Annotated in this window: 21 protein-coding genes and 1 tRNA gene; 19 read left to right on the forward strand and 3 right to left on the reverse strand. The window is 70.0% G+C overall.

The window, feature by feature from the left end:
• Positions 1-7 precede the first annotated feature (7 nt).
• The 3 genes from QE454_RS10075 (at position 8) to QE454_RS10085 (ending at position 5525) form a co-directional block, all read left to right on the forward strand.
• Positions 8-3493: an error-prone DNA polymerase gene (locus QE454_RS10075; protein WP_307455687.1), complete on the forward strand. Its 3486-nt coding sequence runs from the start codon at positions 8-10 to the stop codon at positions 3491-3493.
• A 64-nt stretch (positions 3494-3557) separates the two neighbouring features.
• The gene (locus tag QE454_RS10080; protein ID WP_307455685.1) at positions 3558-4691 is read left to right on the forward strand and encodes a DUF2510 domain-containing protein; all 1134 of its coding nucleotides are present in this window, start codon (positions 3558-3560) and stop codon (positions 4689-4691) included.
• Between the two features lie 168 nt (positions 4692-4859).
• On the forward strand, positions 4860-5525 hold the full coding sequence (locus QE454_RS10085) for a peroxiredoxin-like family protein (protein ID WP_307455683.1): 666 nt from the start codon (positions 4860-4862) through the stop codon (positions 5523-5525).
• Between the two features lie 55 nt (positions 5526-5580).
• On the opposite strand, the gene coaBC is transcribed toward QE454_RS10085, so the two are convergent.
• Positions 5581-6783 carry a bifunctional phosphopantothenoylcysteine decarboxylase/phosphopantothenate--cysteine ligase CoaBC gene (coaBC, locus tag QE454_RS10090; protein ID WP_307455681.1) on the reverse strand — a complete coding sequence of 401 codons (1203 nt, stop codon included), beginning with the start codon at positions 6781-6783 and terminating at the stop codon, positions 5581-5583.
• A 182-nt stretch (positions 6784-6965) separates the two neighbouring features.
• Between coaBC and QE454_RS10095 the strand changes: the two genes are divergently transcribed.
• Both QE454_RS10095 and QE454_RS10100 read left to right on the forward strand, forming a co-directional pair.
• On the forward strand, positions 6966-7730 hold the full coding sequence (locus tag QE454_RS10095; RefSeq protein WP_307455678.1) for an NRDE family protein: 765 nt from the start codon (positions 6966-6968) through the stop codon (positions 7728-7730).
• Between the two features lie 14 nt (positions 7731-7744).
• Positions 7745-7817 (forward strand) — tRNA-Arg (locus tag QE454_RS10100).
• Between the two features lie 72 nt (positions 7818-7889).
• Here QE454_RS10100 and QE454_RS10105 read toward each other — a convergent pair.
• Together QE454_RS10105 and QE454_RS10110 are read right to left on the reverse strand one after the other, a co-directional pair.
• Complete coding sequence (locus QE454_RS10105) at positions 7890-8327, reverse strand: ImmA/IrrE family metallo-endopeptidase (protein ID WP_210073814.1); 438 nt, start codon at positions 8325-8327, stop codon at positions 7890-7892.
• 10 nt (positions 8328-8337) lie between these two features.
• The gene (locus QE454_RS10110) at positions 8338-8742 is read right to left on the reverse strand and encodes a helix-turn-helix domain-containing protein (RefSeq protein WP_307312706.1); all 405 of its coding nucleotides are present in this window, start codon (positions 8740-8742) and stop codon (positions 8338-8340) included.
• An 84-nt stretch (positions 8743-8826) separates the two neighbouring features.
• On the opposite strand from QE454_RS10110, the gene QE454_RS10115 reads away from it, so the two are divergent.
• The 14 genes from QE454_RS10115 (at position 8827) to QE454_RS10180 (ending at position 21179) form a co-directional block, all read left to right on the forward strand.
• Positions 8827-8988: a hypothetical protein gene (locus tag QE454_RS10115; RefSeq protein WP_210073818.1), complete on the forward strand. Its 162-nt coding sequence runs from the start codon at positions 8827-8829 to the stop codon at positions 8986-8988.
• 173 nt (positions 8989-9161) lie between these two features.
• Positions 9162-9473 carry a hypothetical protein gene (locus QE454_RS10120; RefSeq protein ID WP_309668618.1) on the forward strand — a complete coding sequence of 104 codons (312 nt, stop codon included), beginning with the start codon at positions 9162-9164 and terminating at the stop codon, positions 9471-9473.
• Entirely contained in the window at positions 9460-10185 is a 726-nt protein-coding gene (locus QE454_RS10125) for a hypothetical protein (protein WP_309668619.1), read from the forward strand. The genes QE454_RS10120 and QE454_RS10125 overlap by 14 nt, the downstream gene beginning before the upstream one ends.
• On the forward strand, positions 10182-10475 hold the full coding sequence (locus QE454_RS10130) for an acyl carrier protein (protein WP_210073822.1): 294 nt from the start codon (positions 10182-10184) through the stop codon (positions 10473-10475). The genes QE454_RS10125 and QE454_RS10130 overlap by 4 nt, the downstream gene beginning before the upstream one ends.
• Before the next feature lie 71 nt (positions 10476-10546).
• Positions 10547-10639 (forward strand): class III lanthipeptide, encoded by a 93-nt coding sequence (locus tag QE454_RS10135; protein WP_210073824.1) that lies wholly within the window; start codon positions 10547-10549, stop codon positions 10637-10639.
• Positions 10640-10683: 44 nt separating this feature from the next.
• Positions 10684-10776, forward strand: a complete 93-nt coding sequence (locus QE454_RS10140) for a class III lanthipeptide (protein WP_210073826.1) — start codon at positions 10684-10686, stop codon at positions 10774-10776.
• Between the two features lie 123 nt (positions 10777-10899).
• Positions 10900-11154 (forward strand): hypothetical protein, encoded by a 255-nt coding sequence (locus QE454_RS10145; RefSeq protein WP_307455675.1) that lies wholly within the window; start codon positions 10900-10902, stop codon positions 11152-11154.
• Positions 11147-12436, forward strand: coding sequence for a beta-ketoacyl-[acyl-carrier-protein] synthase family protein (locus tag QE454_RS10150; RefSeq protein ID WP_309668620.1), 1290 nt, complete (start codon positions 11147-11149; stop codon positions 12434-12436). The genes QE454_RS10145 and QE454_RS10150 overlap by 8 nt, the downstream gene beginning before the upstream one ends.
• Entirely contained in the window at positions 12433-13098 is a 666-nt protein-coding gene (locus QE454_RS10155) for a GNAT family N-acetyltransferase (protein ID WP_210073832.1), read from the forward strand. The genes QE454_RS10150 and QE454_RS10155 overlap by 4 nt, the downstream gene beginning before the upstream one ends.
• Positions 13095-15620, forward strand: a complete 2526-nt coding sequence (gene lanKC / locus QE454_RS10160) for a class III lanthionine synthetase LanKC (protein WP_307455670.1) — start codon at positions 13095-13097, stop codon at positions 15618-15620. Before QE454_RS10155 ends, lanKC begins: the two co-directional genes overlap by 4 nt.
• A 2-nt stretch (positions 15621-15622) precedes the next feature.
• Entirely contained in the window at positions 15623-17347 is a 1725-nt protein-coding gene (locus tag QE454_RS10165; protein WP_307455668.1) for an ABC transporter ATP-binding protein, read from the forward strand.
• 24 nt (positions 17348-17371) lie between these two features.
• Entirely contained in the window at positions 17372-18601 is a 1230-nt protein-coding gene (locus QE454_RS10170; protein ID WP_307455666.1) for an aldehyde dehydrogenase family protein, read from the forward strand.
• A complete protein-coding gene (locus tag QE454_RS10175; protein ID WP_307455664.1) occupies positions 18598-20274 on the forward strand; it encodes a thiamine pyrophosphate-binding protein in 1677 nt (558 codons plus the stop codon). Before QE454_RS10170 ends, QE454_RS10175 begins: the two co-directional genes overlap by 4 nt.
• Positions 20271-21179 (forward strand): hypothetical protein, encoded by a 909-nt coding sequence (locus tag QE454_RS10180; protein ID WP_307317799.1) that lies wholly within the window; start codon positions 20271-20273, stop codon positions 21177-21179. The genes QE454_RS10175 and QE454_RS10180 overlap by 4 nt, the downstream gene beginning before the upstream one ends.
• Positions 21180-21184 lie beyond the last annotated feature (5 nt).

Here is a 21184-nt window from a genome sequence, read left to right on the forward strand (position 1 = left end):
CGCGCTGATGGGGTGGACCAATCCTCCCGTGAAGTGGTCGGAGCTCGAGCGCTTGCTCAGCGACGCCCGCCGTCCTACCAGCGCCCCGCCGAACGGTGACGGCGGCGACAGCCCGGCGTGGTCGCACAAGCGCGGCGCCTACGTACCGCCCTCGATCGAGCGACCGGCCGACACCGTGCCCTATGCCGAACTGCACGCGCACTCGTCGTACTCGTTCCTCGACGGTGCGTCCTCTCCCGAAGAGCTCGTCGAAGAGGCCGAGCGACTGGGCCTGCACGCTCTTGCTCTGACGGACCACGACGGCTTCTACGGGATCGTGCGATTCGCCGAGGCGGCCGAGCAGCGGGCGGTGCACACCGTCTTCGGTGCGGAGCTCTCGCTCGGGCTCACCGGTCCCCAGAACGGTGAAGCCGACCCGATGGGTTCGCACCTCCTCGTCCTCGCCCGTCAGGAAGGGGGGTACCACCGTCTCGCCGCGGCCATCACCCACGCCCAGCTCACCGGCGCCGAGAAAGGGCGACCGGTCTACGACCTCAAGGACCTCGCCGAGCGCGCCGGAGGACCGAGCGACCCGCAGTGGGCGGTGCTGACCGGATGCCGAAAGGGGGCGGTGCGTCAGGCTCTCGCCTTCGAGGGTCCGACCGGAGCCGCGCGTGAGCTCGACACCCTCGTCGCCCTGTTCGGCGCGGAGGCCGTCTACGTCGAACTGACGGATCACGGCGACCCGCTCGACTCCCGCCGCAACGATGTACTCGCCGGCCTCGCCGCCGACCGGGGTCTGCCGATCCTCGCCACCAACAACGTGCACTACGCCGCTCCGCAGAAAGAGCTGCTCGCGGCCGCCGTCGCCGCGGTGCGGGCCAATCGCGGGCTCGACGAGTTGGACGGCTGGCTCCCGGCTCATGCCGGGGCGCACCTGCGCTCGGGGGTCGAGATGGCCGCGCGGTTCCGGCGGTATCCCGGAGCGGTGGCCCGCACGGTCGAGCTCGCCGACGAGATCGCCTTTCCGCTACGTCGGGCCAAGCCCGCGCTGCCGCAGCAGAAGGTCCCCGAGGGGCACACGCCGATGTCGTGGTTGCGCCACCTGGTATGGGAGGCCGCCCCGCGGAAGTACCCGAACCTGTCCGACGACGACCGGCGCCGCATCGAGCGCGAACTGGGTGTCATCGAGATGAAGGACTTCCCGGGCTACTTCCTCATCGTCTACGGCATCGTCGCCGAGGCGCGTCGGCGCGGCATCCTCTGCCAGGGGCGCGGTTCGGCGGCCAATAGCGCCGTCTGCTATCTGCTCGACATCACTGCGGTCGACTCGATCTTCTACAAGCTCCCGTTCGAGCGGTTCCTGTCGAGCCTGCGCGACGAAGAGCCCGACATCGACGTCGACTTCGACTCCGACCGCCGCGAAGAGATCATCCAGTGGGTCTACGAGGAGTACGGGCGCGAGCGGGCTGCGCAGGTGGCGAACGTCATCCAGTACCGGCCGAAGAACGCCGTGCGCGACATGGCGCGGGCGCTCGGCCACTCTCCGGGGCAGCAGGACGCCTGGTCGAAGCAGGTCGAGCGGTGGGGCGCAACGCTCGAGACCGGGGCCGATCACGACATCCCCGACCAGGTCATCGAGTTCGCGTCGGAACTGCTGAAGGCGCCGCGACACCTCGGCATCCACTCGGGCGGCATGGTGCTCACCGACCGCCCGGTGGGAGAGGTCGTTCCCATCGAACACGCGCGTATGGAGAACCGCACGGTGATCCAGTGGGACAAAGACGACGCCGCGTGGATGGGGCTGGTCAAATTCGACCTGCTGGGCCTCGGCATGCTCGCGGCTCTGCAGTACTGCTTCGACCTCATCCGCGGGGCGACGGGCGAGGACTGGGAGTTGTCGACGCTGCCCAAGGAAGAGAAGGCGGTCTACGACATGTTGTGCCGCGCCGACTCGATCGGGGTGTTCCAGGTGGAGTCGCGCGCGCAGATGGGCTTGCTGCCCAGACTCCAGCCGCGCAAGTTCTACGACCTGGTGGTGCAGATCGCCCTCATCCGCCCCGGTCCCATCCAGGGTGGGGCCGTGCACCCGTTCGTGCGGCGCAAACTCGGGCAGGAAGAGATCACCTACGTCCACCCCAAGCTCGAACCGGTGCTCGCGCGCACGATGGGGGTGCCGGTGTTCCAAGAGCAGCTGATGCAGATGGCCGTCGCCATCGGCAACTGCTCCGCCGAAGACGCCGACCTGCTCCGCCGGGCCATGGGCTCCAAGCGCGGGCTCGAGCGCATCGATTCCCTGCGCGAGACGCTGTACGCGGGTATGGCCGAGAACGGCCTGGTGGGGCAGGTCGCCGACGAGTTGTACGCCAAGATCCAGGCGTTCGCCAATTTCGGTTTCGCGGAGTCGCACTCGCTGTCGTTCGCGCTGTTGGTCTACGCCAGTTCCTGGATCAAGCTGCACTACCCGGCGGCGTTCCTCGCGGGTCTCCTGCGCGCGCAGCCCATGGGGTTCTACTCACCCGCCACGCTCACCGCCGACGCCCGACGGCACGGGGTGCAGGTGCGTCGACCAGACCTGCTGCGCTCGGGGGTCGAAGCGACCCTCGAGGGAATCGACGACACGCCGGATCATGCCGTCACCGGGCAGGCGGATGCCGCGGGCTCAGGAGCAGACAAGAAATCGGCACCCTGCCCGGGGAGGCGCGCGCCGACAGGGCTCGATGCGTGCGCGCACGCGGTTCAGTCGCCGACGGGGGAGTTCGACCCCTCCGAAGCCGACGAGAGTCCCGCTCATCGCCGTGACGCGGGGTTCGCCGTACGTCTCGGTCTGGCGGGGGTCACCGGCATCGGGGTCAAGGTCGCCGAGCGCATCGTCACCGAGCGAGACACCAACGGGGACTACCGAGACCTGCGCGACCTCGTGCGCCGTACGGGGCTGGTGACGGCTCAGCTCGAGGCCCTCGCCACGGCCGGGGCATTCGAGTGCCTCGGGCACACACGGCGCGAGGCGATCTGGCTGTCGGGTTCGGCCGCTCTGGATCGCCCGGAGTTCCTTCCCGACTCGCTGGTGGCCGTACAGCCGCCGTTGTTCACCGATCCGTCGAGCTACGAGATCCTCGCGTCCGACCTGTGGGCGACGGGGCTGTCGGCCGACGACCATCCGCTCACCCACTTCCGTGCCGCGCTCGACGCCCGCGGCGTGCTGACCTCGAGCGAACTGCGCACCTTCGAGACCGATCGGCGGATCGAGGTGGCGGGGCTCGTCACTCACCGGCAGCGGCCGGCCACGGCCTCCGGGATCACGTTCCTCAACCTCGAAGACGAGCACGGTTTGATGAACATCATCTGCTCGGTCGGCGTCTGGAACAGGTACCGCCGGGTCGCCCGCGAATCCCCCGCCCTGATCGTGCGGGGGGTGCTCGAGCGCTCGGTCGAGGGAGTGACGAACGTGGTCGCCGACGGGTTCACCGATCTTCGGGTGGGCGTGGCCCACTCGTCGCGAGACTTCCGATGACGTCGGACGTCATCACTAGACTCGGGCCATCTCGCCCGGTTCCGCACCTGACAGGGGAAACGACATGACTGACACTCCCACTCCGCCCGACGGCTGGTATCCCGACCCCGCGGGAGGCGGCGGTCTGCGCCGCTGGAACGGCACGAGCTGGACCGATGAGGTGCGCTCCGCCGCCGGTGACCAGGCAGCGCCGAACGAGTCGGTGCACGACGCCTCTTCGTCGAATGCCCCGGTCGACGCCTCCGGCCAGGACACGCCCGGCCGTGAGGATTCACACGACGCCTCTTCGTCGAACGCTTCTGTCGACGCCTCCGGCCAGGACGCGTCCGGCGGTGACGGCTCACACGACGACGCCGCCGCCTCGCTCACCGCGTCCGAGCCCGTCGCCCACCCGCCGCATGAGGGCGCCACGCTCGACCGCGCCCCGCATGCGCCGAACGACTCCGCAACCTCGACCCCCGCGGGTGCGGGATACACCGCGGCCAGCGCGGGTGTCCCGCCGGTGACACCGCCCGTTGCCCCGTCCGCGGCGCCGGCGTACACGTCGGCTCCCGCCTTCCCCAGTGCCCCGTCGTACCCCGCCGCTCCGGCGTACGGTGCCGCCACCGCCGCAGGCGCAGACTACGGTGCGGCCCCGGGCTACCCGAGCGCACCCCCGGTCGCCTACGACACCGCCGCGCCCCGCCGCGACATCAAGACCAACACCGTGTGGATATGGCTGATGGTCTTCCTGCCGGTGCTCAGTCTGCTCGGCGTGGTCATCTTCGACTGGTCGTCGTACTTCCGCGACGCCTTCTACGCCGGTGTGTACTCGTACGATTCCGGCCCCGCGTCGATGGCCGGCACCAACGCGGCGACCACGCTGATCGCCGTGGTGTCGTCCGTGGTGAGCCTGGTGGTCTCCGCGCTCACGGTGCTGTTCGCCTTCCTCGACTGGCGTCAGCTGCGCGCCCGTGGCGTCGATCGCCCGTTTCACTGGGCTTTCAGCTTCTTCGTGCTGGCGATCGGCTCGGGCCTGGTCTACATCATCGGGCGCGGTGTCATCCTGCGGCGCCGCACCGGTTCCGGCCTCGCCCCGATCTGGGCGTCCATCGCCGTCAACGTCGCCGTGATCATCGCGTTCATCGTCTGGATCATCGTGCTGATCTCACAGCTGACGACCATGATCAGCGAGTTCTCCAGCAGTTACGGCTACTGACACGAGGGGTGCCGTCGGTCGATTCGGCGGCGCCCTCTTCCCTCTGTTCGATGATGACGCTGCGTGACGTTGTGTTGCCCTTCGCGTCAGCATCGCCCGAGGCATCCCGTGGCCGACATACGGTCCTCTCACCGACGCCCGATGTCGGTTCCACCGGAGAGGCCACGCATGTCCACACCATCCATCGCCCAGCAGGTCGACGACTTCAACGTCGGCTTCGAATCACAGATCGGCGATCGCCTCGCCGCTGTCTTCTCCGACGAGCAGAGCGCGCTCCGGGCAGCCGGCGTGCCGACCGGTGCCCTCGGCGAGGGCGACGTGGCTCCCGACGCCGACCTGGTGACCGCCGACGGCGCGACGATCACGTTTTCGTCCGTCCTCGGCGGTACGGCGACCGTCGTCGTCTTCTACCGCGGCGCGTGGTGTCCGTACTGCAACATCACGCTGCGCACCTACCAGCAGAGCCTTCTGCCGACGCTTGAGGAGCGCGGCGCGCAGCTCGTCGCGATCTCGCCCCAGACCGCCGACGGCACCGCGCAGAGCCAGAGCAACGGCTCCCTCGACTTCGCGGTTCTCTCCGACCCCGGTAACGTCCTGGCCGATCGGTTCGGCATCGTCACAGAACCGAGCGCGCACGCCCAGGAGGCGCACACGGAGCTCGGATTCGCCGTCTCGGACAGCAACGCCGACGCGACGGCGCGCGTGCCCTTCCCCTCGGTCTACGTGATCGATCGGGCCGGACGCATCCGCTTCGCAGATGTCCACGTCGACTACACCTCGCGAACGGAGGTCGCCGACATCGTCGGGGCCGTCGACCGTCTCGAAGAGAGCTGATCGGTGCCGACCGCCGGGGCATCCCGCCTCGGTGGTCGGCTCGAGGCTCTTCGGATCAGCGGCCTCGCGCCACCAGAATCGCGTCGAGCACCGCGTGAGCGGTGTCGTCCTTCGAACCCGACACCGTCGAGATGACCTCGCCGGCGGCGTCGACGATCATGAGCTCGTTGTCGGACGTCTCGAACCCGCGAGTCCATCCCACGGCGTTCGCGGCCAGAAGATCGACGCCCTTCCGCGCGGCCTTGGTTCGGGCGCGCTCGAGCAGCTCGGCGTCGTCGGCGACCGTCTCAGCGGCGAACGCCACGATCGTCTGCCCCGCTGGGCGAGCGGCTACGAGCCCCGCGACGATGTCCCGGTTCTCCCTCAGCTCGAGGGAGAGTCCGCTGGGGGAGTCCTGTTTGCGGAGCTTGTGCTCCGACACCGCGGCGACGGAGTAGTCGGCGACCGCCGCGGCCATGACGATGACGTCGGCGTCGGGTGCCACGGCATCCATCGCCTGTCCGAGTTCGTCGGCGGTGCCGGCGGCGATCACCTCGACGCGAGGATCGGGACGGGTATCGGCGTCGAGGTGCGCGGCGACCAGGGTCACACGGGCGCCTCGGTCGGCGGCGGCCCGCGCGATCGCCACGCCCTGTCGTCCGCTCGAGCGGTTGCCGAGGAAGCGAACAGGGTCGATGGGCTCGCGGGTGCCCCCGGCACTCACGACGATCGAGATTCCCTCGAAGTCGCGCGGTCGTTGCACCAGGGCGAGGGCTGCGGCCGCGATCTCTTCGGGCTCCGACATGCGTCCGGGGCCCGAGTCGCCGCCGGTGAGCACGCCGTCGGTCGGGCCGACCACGTGCACGCCGCGGGAGCGCAGGACGTCCATGTTGTGGACGGTGGCCGGATGCCGCCACATCTCGGTGTGCATCGCGGGGGCGACGACCACCGGTGCGGTCGTGGCGAGAAGGGTCGTGCCGAGCAGGTCGGAGGCCAATCCCGCCGTCATCGCGGCCAGGGTGTTCGCGGTGGCGGGAGCCACGATCACCAGATCGGCGGATTGGCCCAGGGCGACGTGACGGACGCGCGCGACGTCGTCGTGCACCGAGGTCGTGACCGGGTTGCGGCTGAGCGACTCCCACGTCGGCAGGCCGACGAAGCGCAGCGCGTCCTCGGTGGGGATGACGTGCACGTGATGCCCCGCCTTCACGAGCAGGCGCACGAGGCTCACGGTCTTGTAGGCGGCGATGCCCCCGGTCACTCCCACGACGACGAACATCGTCCCAGTCTTCCAGGTCGGCATCCGCGGCGGGGCGGAGTGCCGAGAACAGGGGAGCCGACAGCAACGGGGGCTTTCCGTACCGAACGGCCTGTTCTCGTGCCGCTACCTGTTCTCGTGACGGTGTCGGGTCGCCTCCACGGCCCACCCGACGTTCGTTCGGCACGGGTAGCGTTGTCGGAATGTGCACCGTCGTGATCGACGTCCCCACCGCTCCCGGCGAACCCGTGCGGGTGCTCGCCGTCCGCGACGAGGACCGCGATCGCCCCTGGCGCGGCATCGGACCCTGGTGGCCCGAGCGCGACGGCGTCGTGGGCGTGCGAGACGACCGCGCCGGCGGTGCCTGGCTCGCAGTCGATCCGATCGCTCAGCGGCTGGCGGTGCTGCTCAATCGCGAGGATCTCTCCGACCGCCGCGACGATGAGGTCGTCAGCCGAGGCAGCATTCCCCTCGACGCGGTGGGGTCCGGCATCCCGAACCGTCCCGCCACCCGCGGCTTCAATCTCGTGGAGGTGGATGCCACGGGCGCGCACCTGGTGGAGTGGGACGGCCTCGTCTCGCGTCGCACGCCGCTGACCCCCGGCACGCACATGGTCGCCCATCACGCCGTCGACGACCCGGGCACCCCGCGGATCGCGCGCTGGCTGGGCGCCTTTCGCGAGGCCGGCCTGGCGAACGGATCGGACTGGTGGATGCCCTGGCTCGGCGTGATCGAGACGTCGACGCGCGAGCCCGAGGGGTCGGTCCTGCGCCGAGACGCCCACGACGGGCTCGTGCTCGAGTCGCTTCTGGTCTGTGTCGCGAGCATCGGCCCCGAGGGAGTGGACCTGCGCGAAGGGACGCTCGCGGAGCCGGGGCGGTGGGACGAGGGTCTCGTCGACGCTCTGCGCGATCGCATCCCCCTCGCGAGTTCGCCCCGAACCGCTCGCGGGGAAGCGCCGCAGTAAGCTGGGGAGATCCCGCCTCCGTAGCTCAGGGGATAGAGCGCCGCACTCCTAACGCGGGCGTCGCAGGTTCGAATCCTGTCGGGGGCACTTCGGGCGGACGCTCTCGGCAGGCTCCTGTTCATCGCCGTGCTCGCCCTGAGGCGGCGCTTCGCCGCCGGGTCACGACGCCCAGCGTGCGAGATGATCGTGCTGGTCCCGCCCGAGACGCGGTCGTGTGTACGCGGCGCCGTGGACGCGGACGAGGTGGTGTTCGACGAAGGCGCGAAGCATTTTGACCGTGACACCCAGCTCTTCGGCGACCTCGCTGGGACTCAGCCCGATCGATTCGAGCCGAGCGTAGTGCGCGGGATCGACGAGCAGGGCGGCAGCGTACGCGTCGGCCGCGGCTTCTGCGGCGGGATCGTCGCGCCCTTGGTGCGCGTGGAACGCATGACCGAGTTCGTGCGCGAGGACGCACGCGCGTTCGATGGGAGTGAGGCCGAAATCGTAGACGACTCGGCGCCGCTCGTGATCGTAGAACCCTCGATACGGTTCGGGGAGGTGGGCGACGTGGACGGTGACGCCGAGGTGCGCCGCGTGGGCGAGGAGCTGCCGCATGATCTCCCTGTCAGTCGGTGGTCGTCCGCTCGTCGGTGTTGGCGGCGTCGCGGAGACCGGGCGCAGTGCGACCGATGTAGGTCACGTTGTCTTCGTCGTCGACGATAGGGGAGGCCTCCGACATCGACTCGAGCAGCATCTGCAACCCGTCCTGCGCGCCGCGGCCGCCGCTGTAGTCGACCAGGGCCATGCTCACGATCTCGGTCGTCGGCACCTGCAGGACCGCGGCGATTCGCTCGAGTTCGGAGACGGACGTCTCGTTCACGCCGTCTTCGCGCCGCTTGAGATTCGACAGGGCGATCCCGGTGCGCCGGGCGAGCACTTCTCGCGTCATGCCTCGCCGCGCGCGTGTGGCCCGGATGGCGGTGCCGAGATATGCATCGAACGCGTGGGGCGTCTTCTTCTGCCGGACCATGCCGTTCAGCCTAGGGGAGTAGGTGTGCGCAAATGGGCTCCCGGCGAGTTGAGATGTTCGCATTCAGTCTGTTAGTGTCCAAATATGGATACCAGCGCTTCGCGATCTGCGGATCGGGCCTCTCCGGCCCAGGATCCTCGGGGTGCGGACCTGCCGAACCCCGGCGTCGACGAGGTGTCGGTGCGGGAGTATCTCGTCGCCGGCGGCCGCCAGGGCCTCACCGTCGAGGAGATGTTCCCCACCTGATCTCGTCTTCACCGAATACCGCGCTGGCTCCTTTTCCTGGCGTGGAACCGTATCTTCGCACCTGACCACCGTTCGTATCCCCCGCTCTCGAACCGACCACTTCTTCTGCCCGAGGCTCGACGATCCAGTGAGATCCGACGTCGACGTGCATAACGGCTCAATCGAGGGGGGCCATGGTTCGTTGGAGCACGCTGGTCGAGTCGGCATCGTTCGATCAGCTCGGCACACTCGATGCGAGCGACATCTCCGATCACGCCAACCTGCTGGCGGAACGTCGCCTTCGCCCGCGCGATCTGTACCGGCGCTGGGAGGAACAGCAGTGGTCGGCGGACGCCGTTCGTCTCGATCGTGATCGCGACACGTTTCAGACCCGCCTGCCGCGCACGCTGAGGCGTCAGCTCGAAGCCACGATCTCGACGTTCATCGTCGGCGAGTACACGGGGCTCGACCTGCTCGCGCCCGTCCAGCTCGGTGCGCCCCGATGAAGAGGATCTGATCTTCCTCGGCACTCAGGTCGCCGACGAAGCCCGTCACGCACGCCTCATGTTCCGCGTCGGTCACGAAGTGCTGGGGTATGACCCCGACCCGACGATCATGCTGCGGCAGGCCTGGGAACTGGCGGAGCAAGAGCACCGGGATCTCGCGCTGCTCGAAGGCGAGATCATGCGGGCGAGTGTCGCGAATCCCCGTGACTACGAGAAGTGGCTGCGGTGCGTCACCCTCTTCCACCTCGTGACCGAAGGCGTCCTCGCGGTGAGCGGTCAGCGCTCGATCGTGCGTGCCCTGGGGAAGACCGACCTGCTCCCCGGCATCCGCTCCGCCTTCGCGGCGATGTGTCGAGACGAGTCACGCCACATCAGCTTCGGTCTGCACGCGCTGCGGACGGGCATCCGAGAGGGCCACGCCGACGCGATCTACGACGTGCTCGAGAGGGCCATGCCGCTCGCGCTCGTCCTCACCGACCGACTGCAGCCCACCTCGGCCTTCCTCGCGGCGGACTCCCACGAGGCGCGCGCCGCGACGCAGACCGGCGTCGACTCGTTCCTGCGCGGCATGCGGTGGATCGGAGCCGACCCCGCTTTCACCCGCCACGTGGTCGACCGGGCACGGGTGGTCGCGCCCGAATGCCTCGAGGGCCGGCATGTACGAGAGCACACCGGGCGCGTCGCCGCCCCGATCGAGAGGAACCCCTCATGACCCCCGACGACGTCATCGCAGGGCTTCGCGCCTTTCTCGCCGACATGCTCGACCTCGCGCCGGAGTCGATCCGGCCGGAGAGCACCCTCTTCGACGATCTGGATGTCGATTCGCTGTCGGTCCTGGAGCTCGCCGTCTTCTCGGAAGAGACCTACGACGTCGATCTCGAGCCCCTCCTGCGCGAAGCGCACACGGCGGGTGACCGCGCCGAGGTGACTCTGGCGTGGCTCGCGGATCGGATCGTCGCCGCCCGTAGCCCCGCGCCCTCGCAACCCGAGGCGGCGTCATGAACCATCGAGTCGCCCGCGCGACCCCGCGTCGCCCGCGACCCGCACTGCGACCACAGAAAGGAGGTGACGACATGCAGGCGATCCTCAACCTCCAGAAGCTCGAGGCGGCCACCGACGTCTCGGCCATGGCCGCGAGCACGGTCAGCAATCACTGCGTCCGCTGAGCACGACAGCGCGCTCGAAGGCGATCCACGGAAAGGAGGGGAACATGTCGATCCTCGATCTGCAGAAGCTGGAGACGGCTCGAGAGACCGCCGACGGCTTCGCCGCGGTGAGCAGCATCAGCACCCACTGCTTCTGATCGCACCGTGATGGGGCGGGTGCGCGCACCCGCCCCGGTCGTCGGAACCGCCGTTTGGTGGGGGAGTGACCTCTCCCACCAAACGTGCGATCTCGCTCATTTGTGGAAGACACGGAGAACGAAATGACTCACAACGAGGATGACGTGAAGACCTGGGTCGCCGAGTGGCGCCTGTGGGGCGGAGTCTCCATCGTCGTGCTGCTCGTCTGGGGTGCGTGGTGCCTCATGCGCGGGAGCTTCGACACCTTCTGGCCCCTCGGTGCGATCGTCGTGTGGGCCGGGGTCCTCCTCTCGGCCCCGTTCTGGCCCTCTCGGCGTAAGCCCGACACCTCGGACGGCACCTCCCGACCGAATCCGGAGGGCCGTCGCGATGTCTGAGCGGATCGTGGTTACGGGGATGGGGGTCGTGACGCCGATCGGATCCACCGTCGGGACGTTCTGGTCGGCGCTTCTCTCGGGACACTGCGGCGTTCGTGACATCGACGGATTCGATGTGAGCGATCTCGGAACGCGCTTCGCGGGTCAGGTCGACGATGTCGATTACCACCCCCTCGTGCCGGCCAGGGTCAGACGACGTGTGGACCGGTTCGTGGCGATGGCCCTCGCCGCAGCCGTTCAGGCGGCCGGGCAGAGCGGACTCGATGAGAAGGTCGATCCCGCGCGCCTCGGAGTCTGCGTCGGCACGTCTGCCGGTCCCCTTGCGACGAATGCGGAGGCGAGCGCGGCACTTGCCGTCGGCGGTGCGCACGAGCTGCGGCGTCGGTTGCCCTACCTGGCCGCCAGCGGATCGATGGGCGGCGCGGCCGCCGAGATCGCGAGAGCCCTCGACGCGCGGGGACCGTCTCTGACCGTCTCCACCGAGTGCTCCAGCGGAGCCAACGCCATAGGGCTGGCGACGGCCCTGCTGCGGGCGCGGGTCGCCGACGTGATGGTCTGCGGCGCCTCCGACGCCACGGTCACCCGGCTCTCGATGGCGAGCATGTCGATCGTCGGCGCGCTCTCGGAGCGAAACGACGCCCCGTCCCGGGCCTGCCGTCCCTTCGACGCCGACCGCGATGGATTCGTGCTGGGCGAGGGGAGCGCGATGCTCGTTCTCGAGACGGAGACCCACGCTCGTCGGCGAGGGGTGCAGCCGCTCGCCGAGGTCCTCGGATTCGGCGCCGCCACCGACATCGCTCACGCGACCGCCCCCGATGCCGATGGACGGGGCGCCGTCGCAGCGATGCGCGCGGCCCTGGTCGACGCGGATCTCGAGAGTGCCTCGATCGATCTCTTCAGCGCGCACGCGACCGGTACCCGCCTGAACGATCCGGTCGAGCTCGACGCGTTCCGCGCCGTCTTCGCCGACGACGCCCCCTCCATCCCCATCTACGGAATCAAGCCGCTCACCGGTCACACGGTCGCCGCGGCCGGCGCGATCGAGGCCGTCGCGCTCATCCTTTCGCTGCGCGAGGGCGTCGTTCCCGCCACCGCCAACTGCGACGATCCCATCGATCAAGAGCTGGACATCGTCCGCGGCGAGAACCGCCGGATCACCGCTCGACGCGGAATGTCGACATCGTTCGGATTCGGTGGGCAGTGCGCAGCTCTGGTGCTGGCGGCATCCTCCGGCCTCGACGATACGGGCGCGACGTCATCGAGGGGCGGGGGCGTCGCATGAGGGATCTCCGGGTCTCGTTGCGTGCGGCCGGTGCGGGAGATGCCGGGACGATCGCGAAGCTGGCCGATCGCAACACCGCGGGCTCGCGGGCCGGCATCCGCGACGCGTCCGCGGTCGACGCCCAGGCCATCGCGGCGACCATCGTCGACGGCGCGGTGCACTACGTCATCGTCTCCACCCGGAGCGGAGACGACATCGGCTTCGCGGAGTGGCGGTGGGTCGGTCAGCGTGCGGCGCGCAACATCTCGCTCGGGGTGATCATCAGCGATGCGTCCCTGTGGTTCCAGGGCTACGGCGCCGAGGCCATCGACGCCGTGATCGAGGAGTCCTTCTACACCCACGACGCCAACCGGGTCGAGTTCATCACCGCGATGTCGAACGTGCCGATGGTCAATATGCTCGCGCGTCGCGGCGGACCGGTGCTGGATGGCATCCTGCGCGAGTACTACTACATCGACGGCCGCCGTGAAGACGCCCTGGTATGGAGCATTCTGCGCGCCGAGTTCGACGAGTTCGGCGTCGACCTGCCGGATCGCGTGAAGCGCCGGAGCGACCGCGATGAGTCGGTCGAACGCTCCCGCGCGCGGATGGCCGCATATGTCGCATCGCCGGAGGCGACGGCGGTGGGGATCATGTCCGCCTCGGCTGAGGCGTCGCAATGAGCGCGCTCCGTCAGGCGCGGCGCGCCAATCTCGACCTCTTCCTGCTGGCGGATCACCTGCACTTCGAGGATCCCTTCCGGATGGATGCCTGCGGCGATGAGAGGATGCGCCCCTACGAGGTCGTCCTCCCCGACGGATGGTCCCACGGCACGGCGCGGGAGTGGAACACCGCGTTCCCCGTCTGCTGGCAGGGGCCGGCGCAGGGCTGGAAGATCCACGTCGCGGCGATTCCCCGCACGGCGCGAGCCGTTCTCGATGCCGTGGTCGAGCACTGCGTCCCACGCGGTGTCGCTTTCAAGTACCTGCGCTCGGAGCTGGTGCTGCTGGTCTGCGGGGCGAAGTACGCCTCGCGTAGCGCGAGCGGCAAGTTCGTCACCATCTACCCCCGCGACGAGGGCGAGCTCTTCGCTGCTCTGGACGCCCTCCAGGAGCGGATCGGCGGCCTGGCGGGACCGACCATTCTGAGCGACCTCCGCTGGCAGGAGGGGCCTCTGCACGTGCGATACGGCGGCTTCGTCGAACGCTGGTGCGACGACGAGGAGGGGCACCGCGTGCATGCCATCGAGGCGCCCGACGGCTCGCTCGTGCCCGACCAGCGGCGACCGTACGTGGTCATCCCGGAGTGGGTCGACGTGCCCGGTCGTCTCCGCCTCGCGGAGGAGGGCAGGGCGGAGCTCGCGGAGTGCGAGTACACCTTCGATGAGGCCCTGCACTTCTCGAACGCGGGCGGGGTGTACCGGGGCCACCGGCGCTCGGATGGTCTGCCGGTCGTGCTGAAAGAGGCACGACCGCACGCCGGCCTCGACGGATTCGGAACGGATGCCGTGGAGCGACTGGAACGGGAGTATCAGGCGCACACTGCGCTGGACGGGCTCCACGGCGTGCCCGCGCTGATCGACCGGTTCCAGCTGGGTGGGCACGTCTTCCTTGTGTCGGCATACTCCGACGCCGATACGTTGCAGCACTGGGTGGCCGTTCATCACCCCGGCGTGCGCGCGGGATTTCCGGCGGACGGTGCGGCCGTGGCCGTCTACCGGGAGCGGGCGCTCGGGATCCTGCGCTCGCTGACGGCCTGCGTCGGCGCTCTTCATGCGAGCGGCTGGGCCCACGGCGACCTGCACCCCGGGAACGTGCTGGTCGACGCGCACGGACGGCTGAGCATCGTCGACTTCGAGCTGGCGGCCGCCGCCGGGTCGAGCGTGCCGGTCGGACTGGGCTGTCCGGGGTTCGCTCGGCCGAGGCGGGGGCGAGACGAGCCGACGGGCGTCGACGACGACTATTACGCCCTGGGCGCCCTCGCGCTCTGGCTGTTCCTCCCCATTGCGATCGTGCTCGCTTTCGATCCTGCGCGGGCCGGTCAGCACATCGCATGGGCGCAGGACACCTTCGATCTGCCTTCGCACTGGCGCGACCTCGTCGAGCGCAGCTACGGTCTTTCGGCGCCGTCCGTTCCGCTCGAACCCCTCGGCCCCGCGTCGCTCGTGCGGGCGGTCCGGGCGTCTGCGACCCCGGACAGAGCGGATCGGCTCTTCCCCGGCGACGTGCTGCTGTACCTCGAGAACGGCCGGCAATTCGCTGCCGGGGCCGCCGGCGTCCTGTGGAGCCTGCATCAGCTCGGCGAAGACGTGCCCGAGGCGTGGGTCGACTGGCTCGCGCGCGGTGCGCGCGGGATCGCCGATCCGGGCCTGCTGAGCGGACAGGCCGGAATGGCGCTCGCCCTCGGCGCTCGCGGCCGCGTCGAGGAGGCGCGGGCTCTCCTGGCCGAAGCAGCGGAGCGGATCTCGACCTCCGACGACGCGACGCTCTACAGCGGCCGAGCGGGGGTCGGTCTCGCGTTGATCGATGCGGGGGCGGAGGGGATCGACACCGCCGCCCGACTCGCAGACGGGATCCTCGACCGGCGCGTCGCCGCCGCAGGAACGGTTACCGGCGCCGCGGCGGGCTTGGTCGACGGTTGGTCGGGTGTCGCCGTGTTCCTCACCGCACTCGCCGAGGCGACGGGCGACCACCGCTACCTCGATCAGGCGCAGCGGTGCCTCGCACGAGACCTGCTCGTGTGTTCTGCCGGGCCCGACGGCGCACTGCTCGTCGAGGAACGTGGCGTCCTCTACCCCTATCTCGCACATGGTTCTGCCGGTATCGCGGTAGCCGGCGCCCGCCTGGCACGCGCCGGCCGTGACGCGCTCACCGCTTCGCAGGTAGAGGGTCTGGTCCGCGCGCTCAGCCCCACGATCGTCATCGAGCCCGGGGTCTTCGACGGTCGGGCGGGCCTGATGATCGCGCTCGATCAGCTGCAGCGCGCGGGCGTGGCCGACACCCGAGCGCCCATCGACATGCACGCGCGCGCACTCGACTGGCACGGCGTCGCCTACCGCGACGGAGTCGGAGTGCTCGGTCGCGGACTGTCTCGCGTCTCGATGGACTACGCGACCGGCGCCGCCGGGGTGGCGGCCGTGCTCTCGTCGGTGGCGACCGGGCGCCCCGCGTTCCCCGGTCTCGATCTTCCGCGAGCGGGAGGCTGAGCTTGGCATCCTTCTTCCACACGTTCATCCGACCGCACCGGGGCCGTCTCGTCGTCATCGTCGCAACGGCGTTCGTGGCCGTCGGATGTGCTCTGGCGCAGCCGCTCGCCGCCCAGGCGGTGATCGAGGCGGTGCGCACGAACCATGCGATCGTCCTCAGCCTTGTCGTGCTGGTGGCGGTCATCGCCGTCGAGGCGGTCGCCGCGGGCCTTCACACCGTCCTGCTCGAACGCGCGGGCGCGCGGGCGGTGTTCGACGTGCGGCGCGGGCTCGCCGACCGGCTCCTCCGCTGGCCGGTGCGGCGCTACTCCGAGGAGCGGCACGGCGAACTGGTCAGCCTGCTGACGACCGACACGGCCCAGGTGCACACCATGGTGGTCGGCGGGGTGTTCGAGATCGTCACCGCGGCCGCCCTCACTCTCGGGGCATGCACGCTCATGTTCATCCTGAGCCCTCTGCTCTTCCTCGTGACGGTCGTGGCGATCATCGTCTCGGGTGCGGTGGTCACCCTCGCCTCGGGGCCGGTGCGGACGCTGAGCCGCCGCAGTCAGGACGCGACCGCGCAGATGGGATCAGAGCTGGCCAGCTCGCTGCGCGCCATGCGGACGATCCGCACGGCCGGGGCGACCGAAAGGTACGTGGCGCGTCTGATCGAACCCGCCGTCCGCGCCAGAGACGCTGCCGTCGCCCTCGGCAACCGCACGGCCATCGTCTCGCCGATCGGCCAGATGGCGACGCAGTGCGCTTTCCTCGCCGTTCTGGCGGTGGGCGCGATCCAGGTCGGGCAGGGGACGATGGCGTTCTCCGAGCTGCTGGCCTTCCTGATGTACGTCGTCCTGGTGCTCTCGCCCGTCGAGAACGCCTTGCGCGCCGTGCCCGTGCTGCAGAGAGCGCGCGCCTCGTGGGACAGGATCAGCGCCGCCCTCCGGGTTCCGGTCGAGGACCCCCAGAGTGACGAACGCATCGCGCGGTCCGCCGGGGAGAGCGAGGTGTCCGCCCCTGGACCCATCCGCCTCGAGGGGGTCGGATTCGCCCACCCGCACGGCGCGGGCGGTGTCAGCGACGTCAGCCTCACCGTTCGCGCCGGCAGCATCTGCGCCCTGGTCGGGCCGTCGGGAAGCGGGAAGTCGACGATCCTCGACCTCCTCGCCCGCCTGCACGATCCCGACAGCGGACGCATTCTGCTCGGCGGAGCCGACCTGGCGCAGATGGATCGTCGAGAGGTGAGCCGCCGCGTGGCCTACATGGAACAGAACGCACCCCTCATCGACGGTTCGCTCGCGGACAACCTGCGTCTGGGAGCGCCGCACGCCGACGACGAGCAGCTCATGCGGGCGCTGAACGCCACGGGCCTCGACGACCTCGTCGACGAAGATCCCCGTGGCATCCATGTCCCTCTCGGCGAGACCGGGCGCGCGCTGTCAGGGGGTGAGGCGCAACGCCTCGCACTCGCTCGAACGCTGCTGTCGCCGGGCTCGATCGTCCTCATCGACGAGCCGACCTCGCGGCTCGATCCCGAGTCCGAGGCGCGCATCAACGCGGTGATCGGCGGACTCGCGGGCACGCGGACGGTGCTCGTCGTCACGCACCGCCTGCACACGGCGGCGGGGGCCGACCAGGTGGTCTACCTGCGCCGCGACGGCACGATCTCCACCGGCACCCACTCCCATCTCGTTCGTACCTCCCGCTCCTACTCCCGTCTGGCTCGCCTCTCGCTCGCGAGATAGCCGCCTCTCTTCTCGAAGGACACCATGCAGAAGACCCACGCCTCGCCCGCGGCGCGCTTCGCCATGCCCGAACAGCTCTCCGCGCTCGCCGACGTCATCGAGGCGCGCCGGGCGGAGGTCCTGGCCATCCTGACGGTCATCTGTACGAGGAAGGCTGCGGACTACGAGGTGGATGCCGCCGTCGCGGCGCTGCGAGGAGCCGGTGCCGAGGTCGCCGAGCATCGCCCGCCCCGGGTATCGGCCATCGCGGTCTTCCTGCCGTCGAACGTGGTGCTGTACTCGTACGTCCTCTACGCGCTCGTGCCCTCGCTCTACGCCTCGCGCGTCCTCGTCCGCCCGGCATCCCACGTCCGAGACACCGTGGCGCGTCTGCACGCGCTGCTCGCGCCCGAGCACGGTTTCGCGATCGAGATCCGCGACGAGACGCAGCGCCAGTTCGTCGAACGCACGGTGCCCACCGCGCCCGTCGTCGTCTTCGCCGGCGCCTACCAGAACGCCGAGCGCATCCGGGCGCGCCTGCGTCGCGATCAGATGATGTTCTTCCTCGGCTCGGGGATCAACCCCATCGTCGTCACGGCGACCGCCGACCTGGAACGCGCGGCGCGCGGCATCGTCGACATCCGCCTGTTGAACTCCGGGCAGGACTGCCTTGGACCCGACGCGATCTGGGTGGAGCGCGACGCGGCCGACGGTCTGCTCGCGGCGCTGGATCGACGCCTGGACGAGGTGCGCTACGGCGCCTACGACGACCCGCGGAGCGACTACGGCGACATCTGCTATCCGGGCATCGTGCGCGACATCGCGGACTACCTCGACCGCCACCAGGGCCGTATCCATCGCGGGGGCCGCATCCACTTCGGCTCGCGTCACATCGAGCCCACGGTGCTCGTCTGGGACGACGCGCGACGAATGGAGATCCTCGAGTTCTTCTCCCCGATCTTCAACGTCGGCCTGTACGACGACGAATCCGTGGTCGTGGAGACGCTCGACTCCGGCAAGTACCACGAGCGTGCGATGGGCGCGACGGTGTTCGGGCCCACGAATCGGCTGGTATCGGCGCTCTCGCGCCGTCACACGCTGACCGTCGACGAGACGCTGCTCGCCGTCGACGACGGGAACGCCCCCTTGGGCGGCCGCGGCGCGATGGCGAACTACATCGCCGTGGACGGCATCGTCCACCCCGAACCGATCCTGTTGTCGAAAGGCCTCTCCGCCTACCTTCCGCGCCTCCAGGCCGAGGACGTGAGCGCATGACGCGCGACAGCGTGTGGGATCGGGTCGCCGAGGGGCTCACGGCGCACGGCGTCGACACGGTCTTCGGGCTGCCCGGCGACGACATGACGATCCTCGGAGCGCTCGAGCGCAGCGGCATCCGGGTCGTGCTTGTTCGCGACCAGCGACATGCCACCTATCAGGCCATCGGGTACGGGCGGATCTCGGGCCGGCCGTCAGTCTGTTTCGTGGGCAAGGGGCCGGCCCTCACCCACGCGGCCACCGGACTGCTCGAAGCGCGCTCTCAGCGGCACCCGCTCATGCTCATCAGCTCGGGCGTGCCCCTGGACCGGCTCGGAACGGGCGCCTTCCAGGAGCTGGATCCGATCGAGGCGCTGGGAGCGCTGACCGTCGGCACGATCCGCGTCGACGAGGACACGGTCGCCGGCGGGCTGGCCGATGCGTTCCGGCTGAGCCGGGGTCGGGGCCGCGGACCGGTGATCCTCGAGGTTCCGGAGGGTCTTCCATCCTCATCGGCGGCGCGCGTGCGCCCACCGCAGCGCAGGCGGACGAGCTCCGACGTGCCCCTGCCGGACGTCGTCCGTGACGCGAGACGGCCCATCGTCGTGGTCGGGGGCGGCTGCTCCGACACCGGGCTCGGCGACGACATCGTCGCGCTGGTCGATCGGCTCGGCGCGGCGGTCACCGTCACGGCATCCGGTCGGGGAGTGATCGATGAGACGCACCCGGCATTCCTCGGGGTCAGCGGTCTCTACGCACCGGGCGGGGCCGCTGCGATCCTGCGGAGCGTCGACGTGATCGTGGCGCTCGGCTCCCGGTTGGAAGAGACAGCGACTTTCGGCTGGGACACCGGGTTGGCCCCCGGGTGCCGGATCGTGCAGGTGCTCGACGACGAGAGCGAGTTCACCTCTGCCTGGGCGACGGAACGGATCGTGGCCGATGTCGCCGACGTGGTGCGCGCCTGGCGCACCGCCCTGCCGACCGTCTCTGCTGATTCGAGCTGGTCGGCCGCCGTCGCCGCCGCGCACGTGGCGCTCCGGGCGGGGGATGACCCGGCGCCGGTGACGGCACACGGAGCGATTCCGCGAGTGAAGGACGTGCTGCGCGAAGTGGACGCCGCCGTGCCGACGGCACGGGTCAGCATCCATGAGAACGGCCTGCAGGACATCTGGTCGTACATCTTCCCGCACTGGATCGTGCGTCGAGACGCCGCGTGTCTCGTTCCGAGCGAGCAGACCCCGCTCGGGTTCGGCATGGCTGCGGTCCGCGGCGTGGCCCTGGGCGACCCGCGTCCGGTGGTCGTCATCGGCGGTGACGGCGCCTTCAGCTCGATCGGGCCCGACCTCGCGGCCCTCGCCGAGATCGACAGCGCGGTTCTCGTCGTGGTCCTCACCAACGGGGGTTTCGGGTGGCTCGAAGCGAACCGGCGCCGCGCCGGCGCACCGTTCTCGTTCGTGGGGAGCCGCACGGTCGTGCGCGGCCTGTGCGCCGCGTACGCGCTCGACTACGAGGGGTGCGACGATGCCGCGGAGCTCGCCGAGGCCGTGCGTCGGGCCTGGGGGCGGGCCGCGACGGGCCGTGCGGTCGTGCTCGACGTCGCCGTCTCGCTCGACGATGTCGCGCCGGGCTTCGAGGAACTGGCCGGTGACTTTCCGCTGCCGCGACCGCCCGCGACAGCGGGGGAGGGCCGATGATGCACGCTCTTCTCTTCCCCGGTCTCACGCCGGCGCGTCACCGTCACGTGCGTCGCTTCCTCGACCGGTTCTCGGTCGCCCGGCGCCTGTTCGACGAGTGCAGCGAGGCGTTGGGGTACGACCTCGAGGAGGCCTACGCGAACGCCGACATCTACGACTGGGAGCCGTACCAGACCGCCTTCCTCGCGATCAACCTCGCTCTCGCCGAGTGGGCTCGCGACGAGAGAGGCCTGCGCCCGCAAGCGATCTGCGGTCAGAGCTTCGGCGCGTTCGCCGGAGCCGTTGCCGCGGGCTGCCTGCCACTCGGTGAGATGGTCGGCTTGTTGTCGCGGAGCACCGCGGCGGAGAGGGCGTTCTTCGCCGGTCTCGACGTGCCGCTCGCGTGCATCTTCTTCTCACGGGTGGCGGATGCCGACATCGAGGCGCTCGTGCGCGCGGCGGGAGAGCCCGACGGGTGGGCGGAGGTCTCGGTGCGGGGCGATCGGGGCGTGTACGCGGTCTCGGGAACGGCCGCGGCGATCGCACGCCTCGACAACGCGGTGCGCGCGCGCCGCGGAATCGTCTACTACACGATCGATCGGGCCGAGCACTGCCCCCGGATGATGCCCGTGCGCGAGCGGGTGGAGCTCGAGGCCTACGCGGGCGTGGTCTTCGACGACCCCGTCGTGCCGATCGTCTCCGACGTCACCGGTGCGGTGCTGAACACGGCCGAGGAGGTGCGCACCGACCTGCTCGACGGGTGGACGCACCCGACGGTGGGCACGACGCTGTACGACGGCCTGGAGGCCGTCGGCGTGACGAGTCTCATCGTGCCCGGCCCGTCGTCGGCCTTCCGCAGGCACGGCGGCGACCGCTTCGAGACCGTTCCGATCTCGCCCGCGGCCGTGTCGGAGGCCCTCGCGTGACGGGG

The sequence above is a fragment of the Microbacterium sp. SORGH_AS_0454 genome (genome assembly GCF_031453395.1).
Taxonomy (GTDB): domain Bacteria; phylum Actinomycetota; class Actinomycetes; order Actinomycetales; family Microbacteriaceae; genus Microbacterium.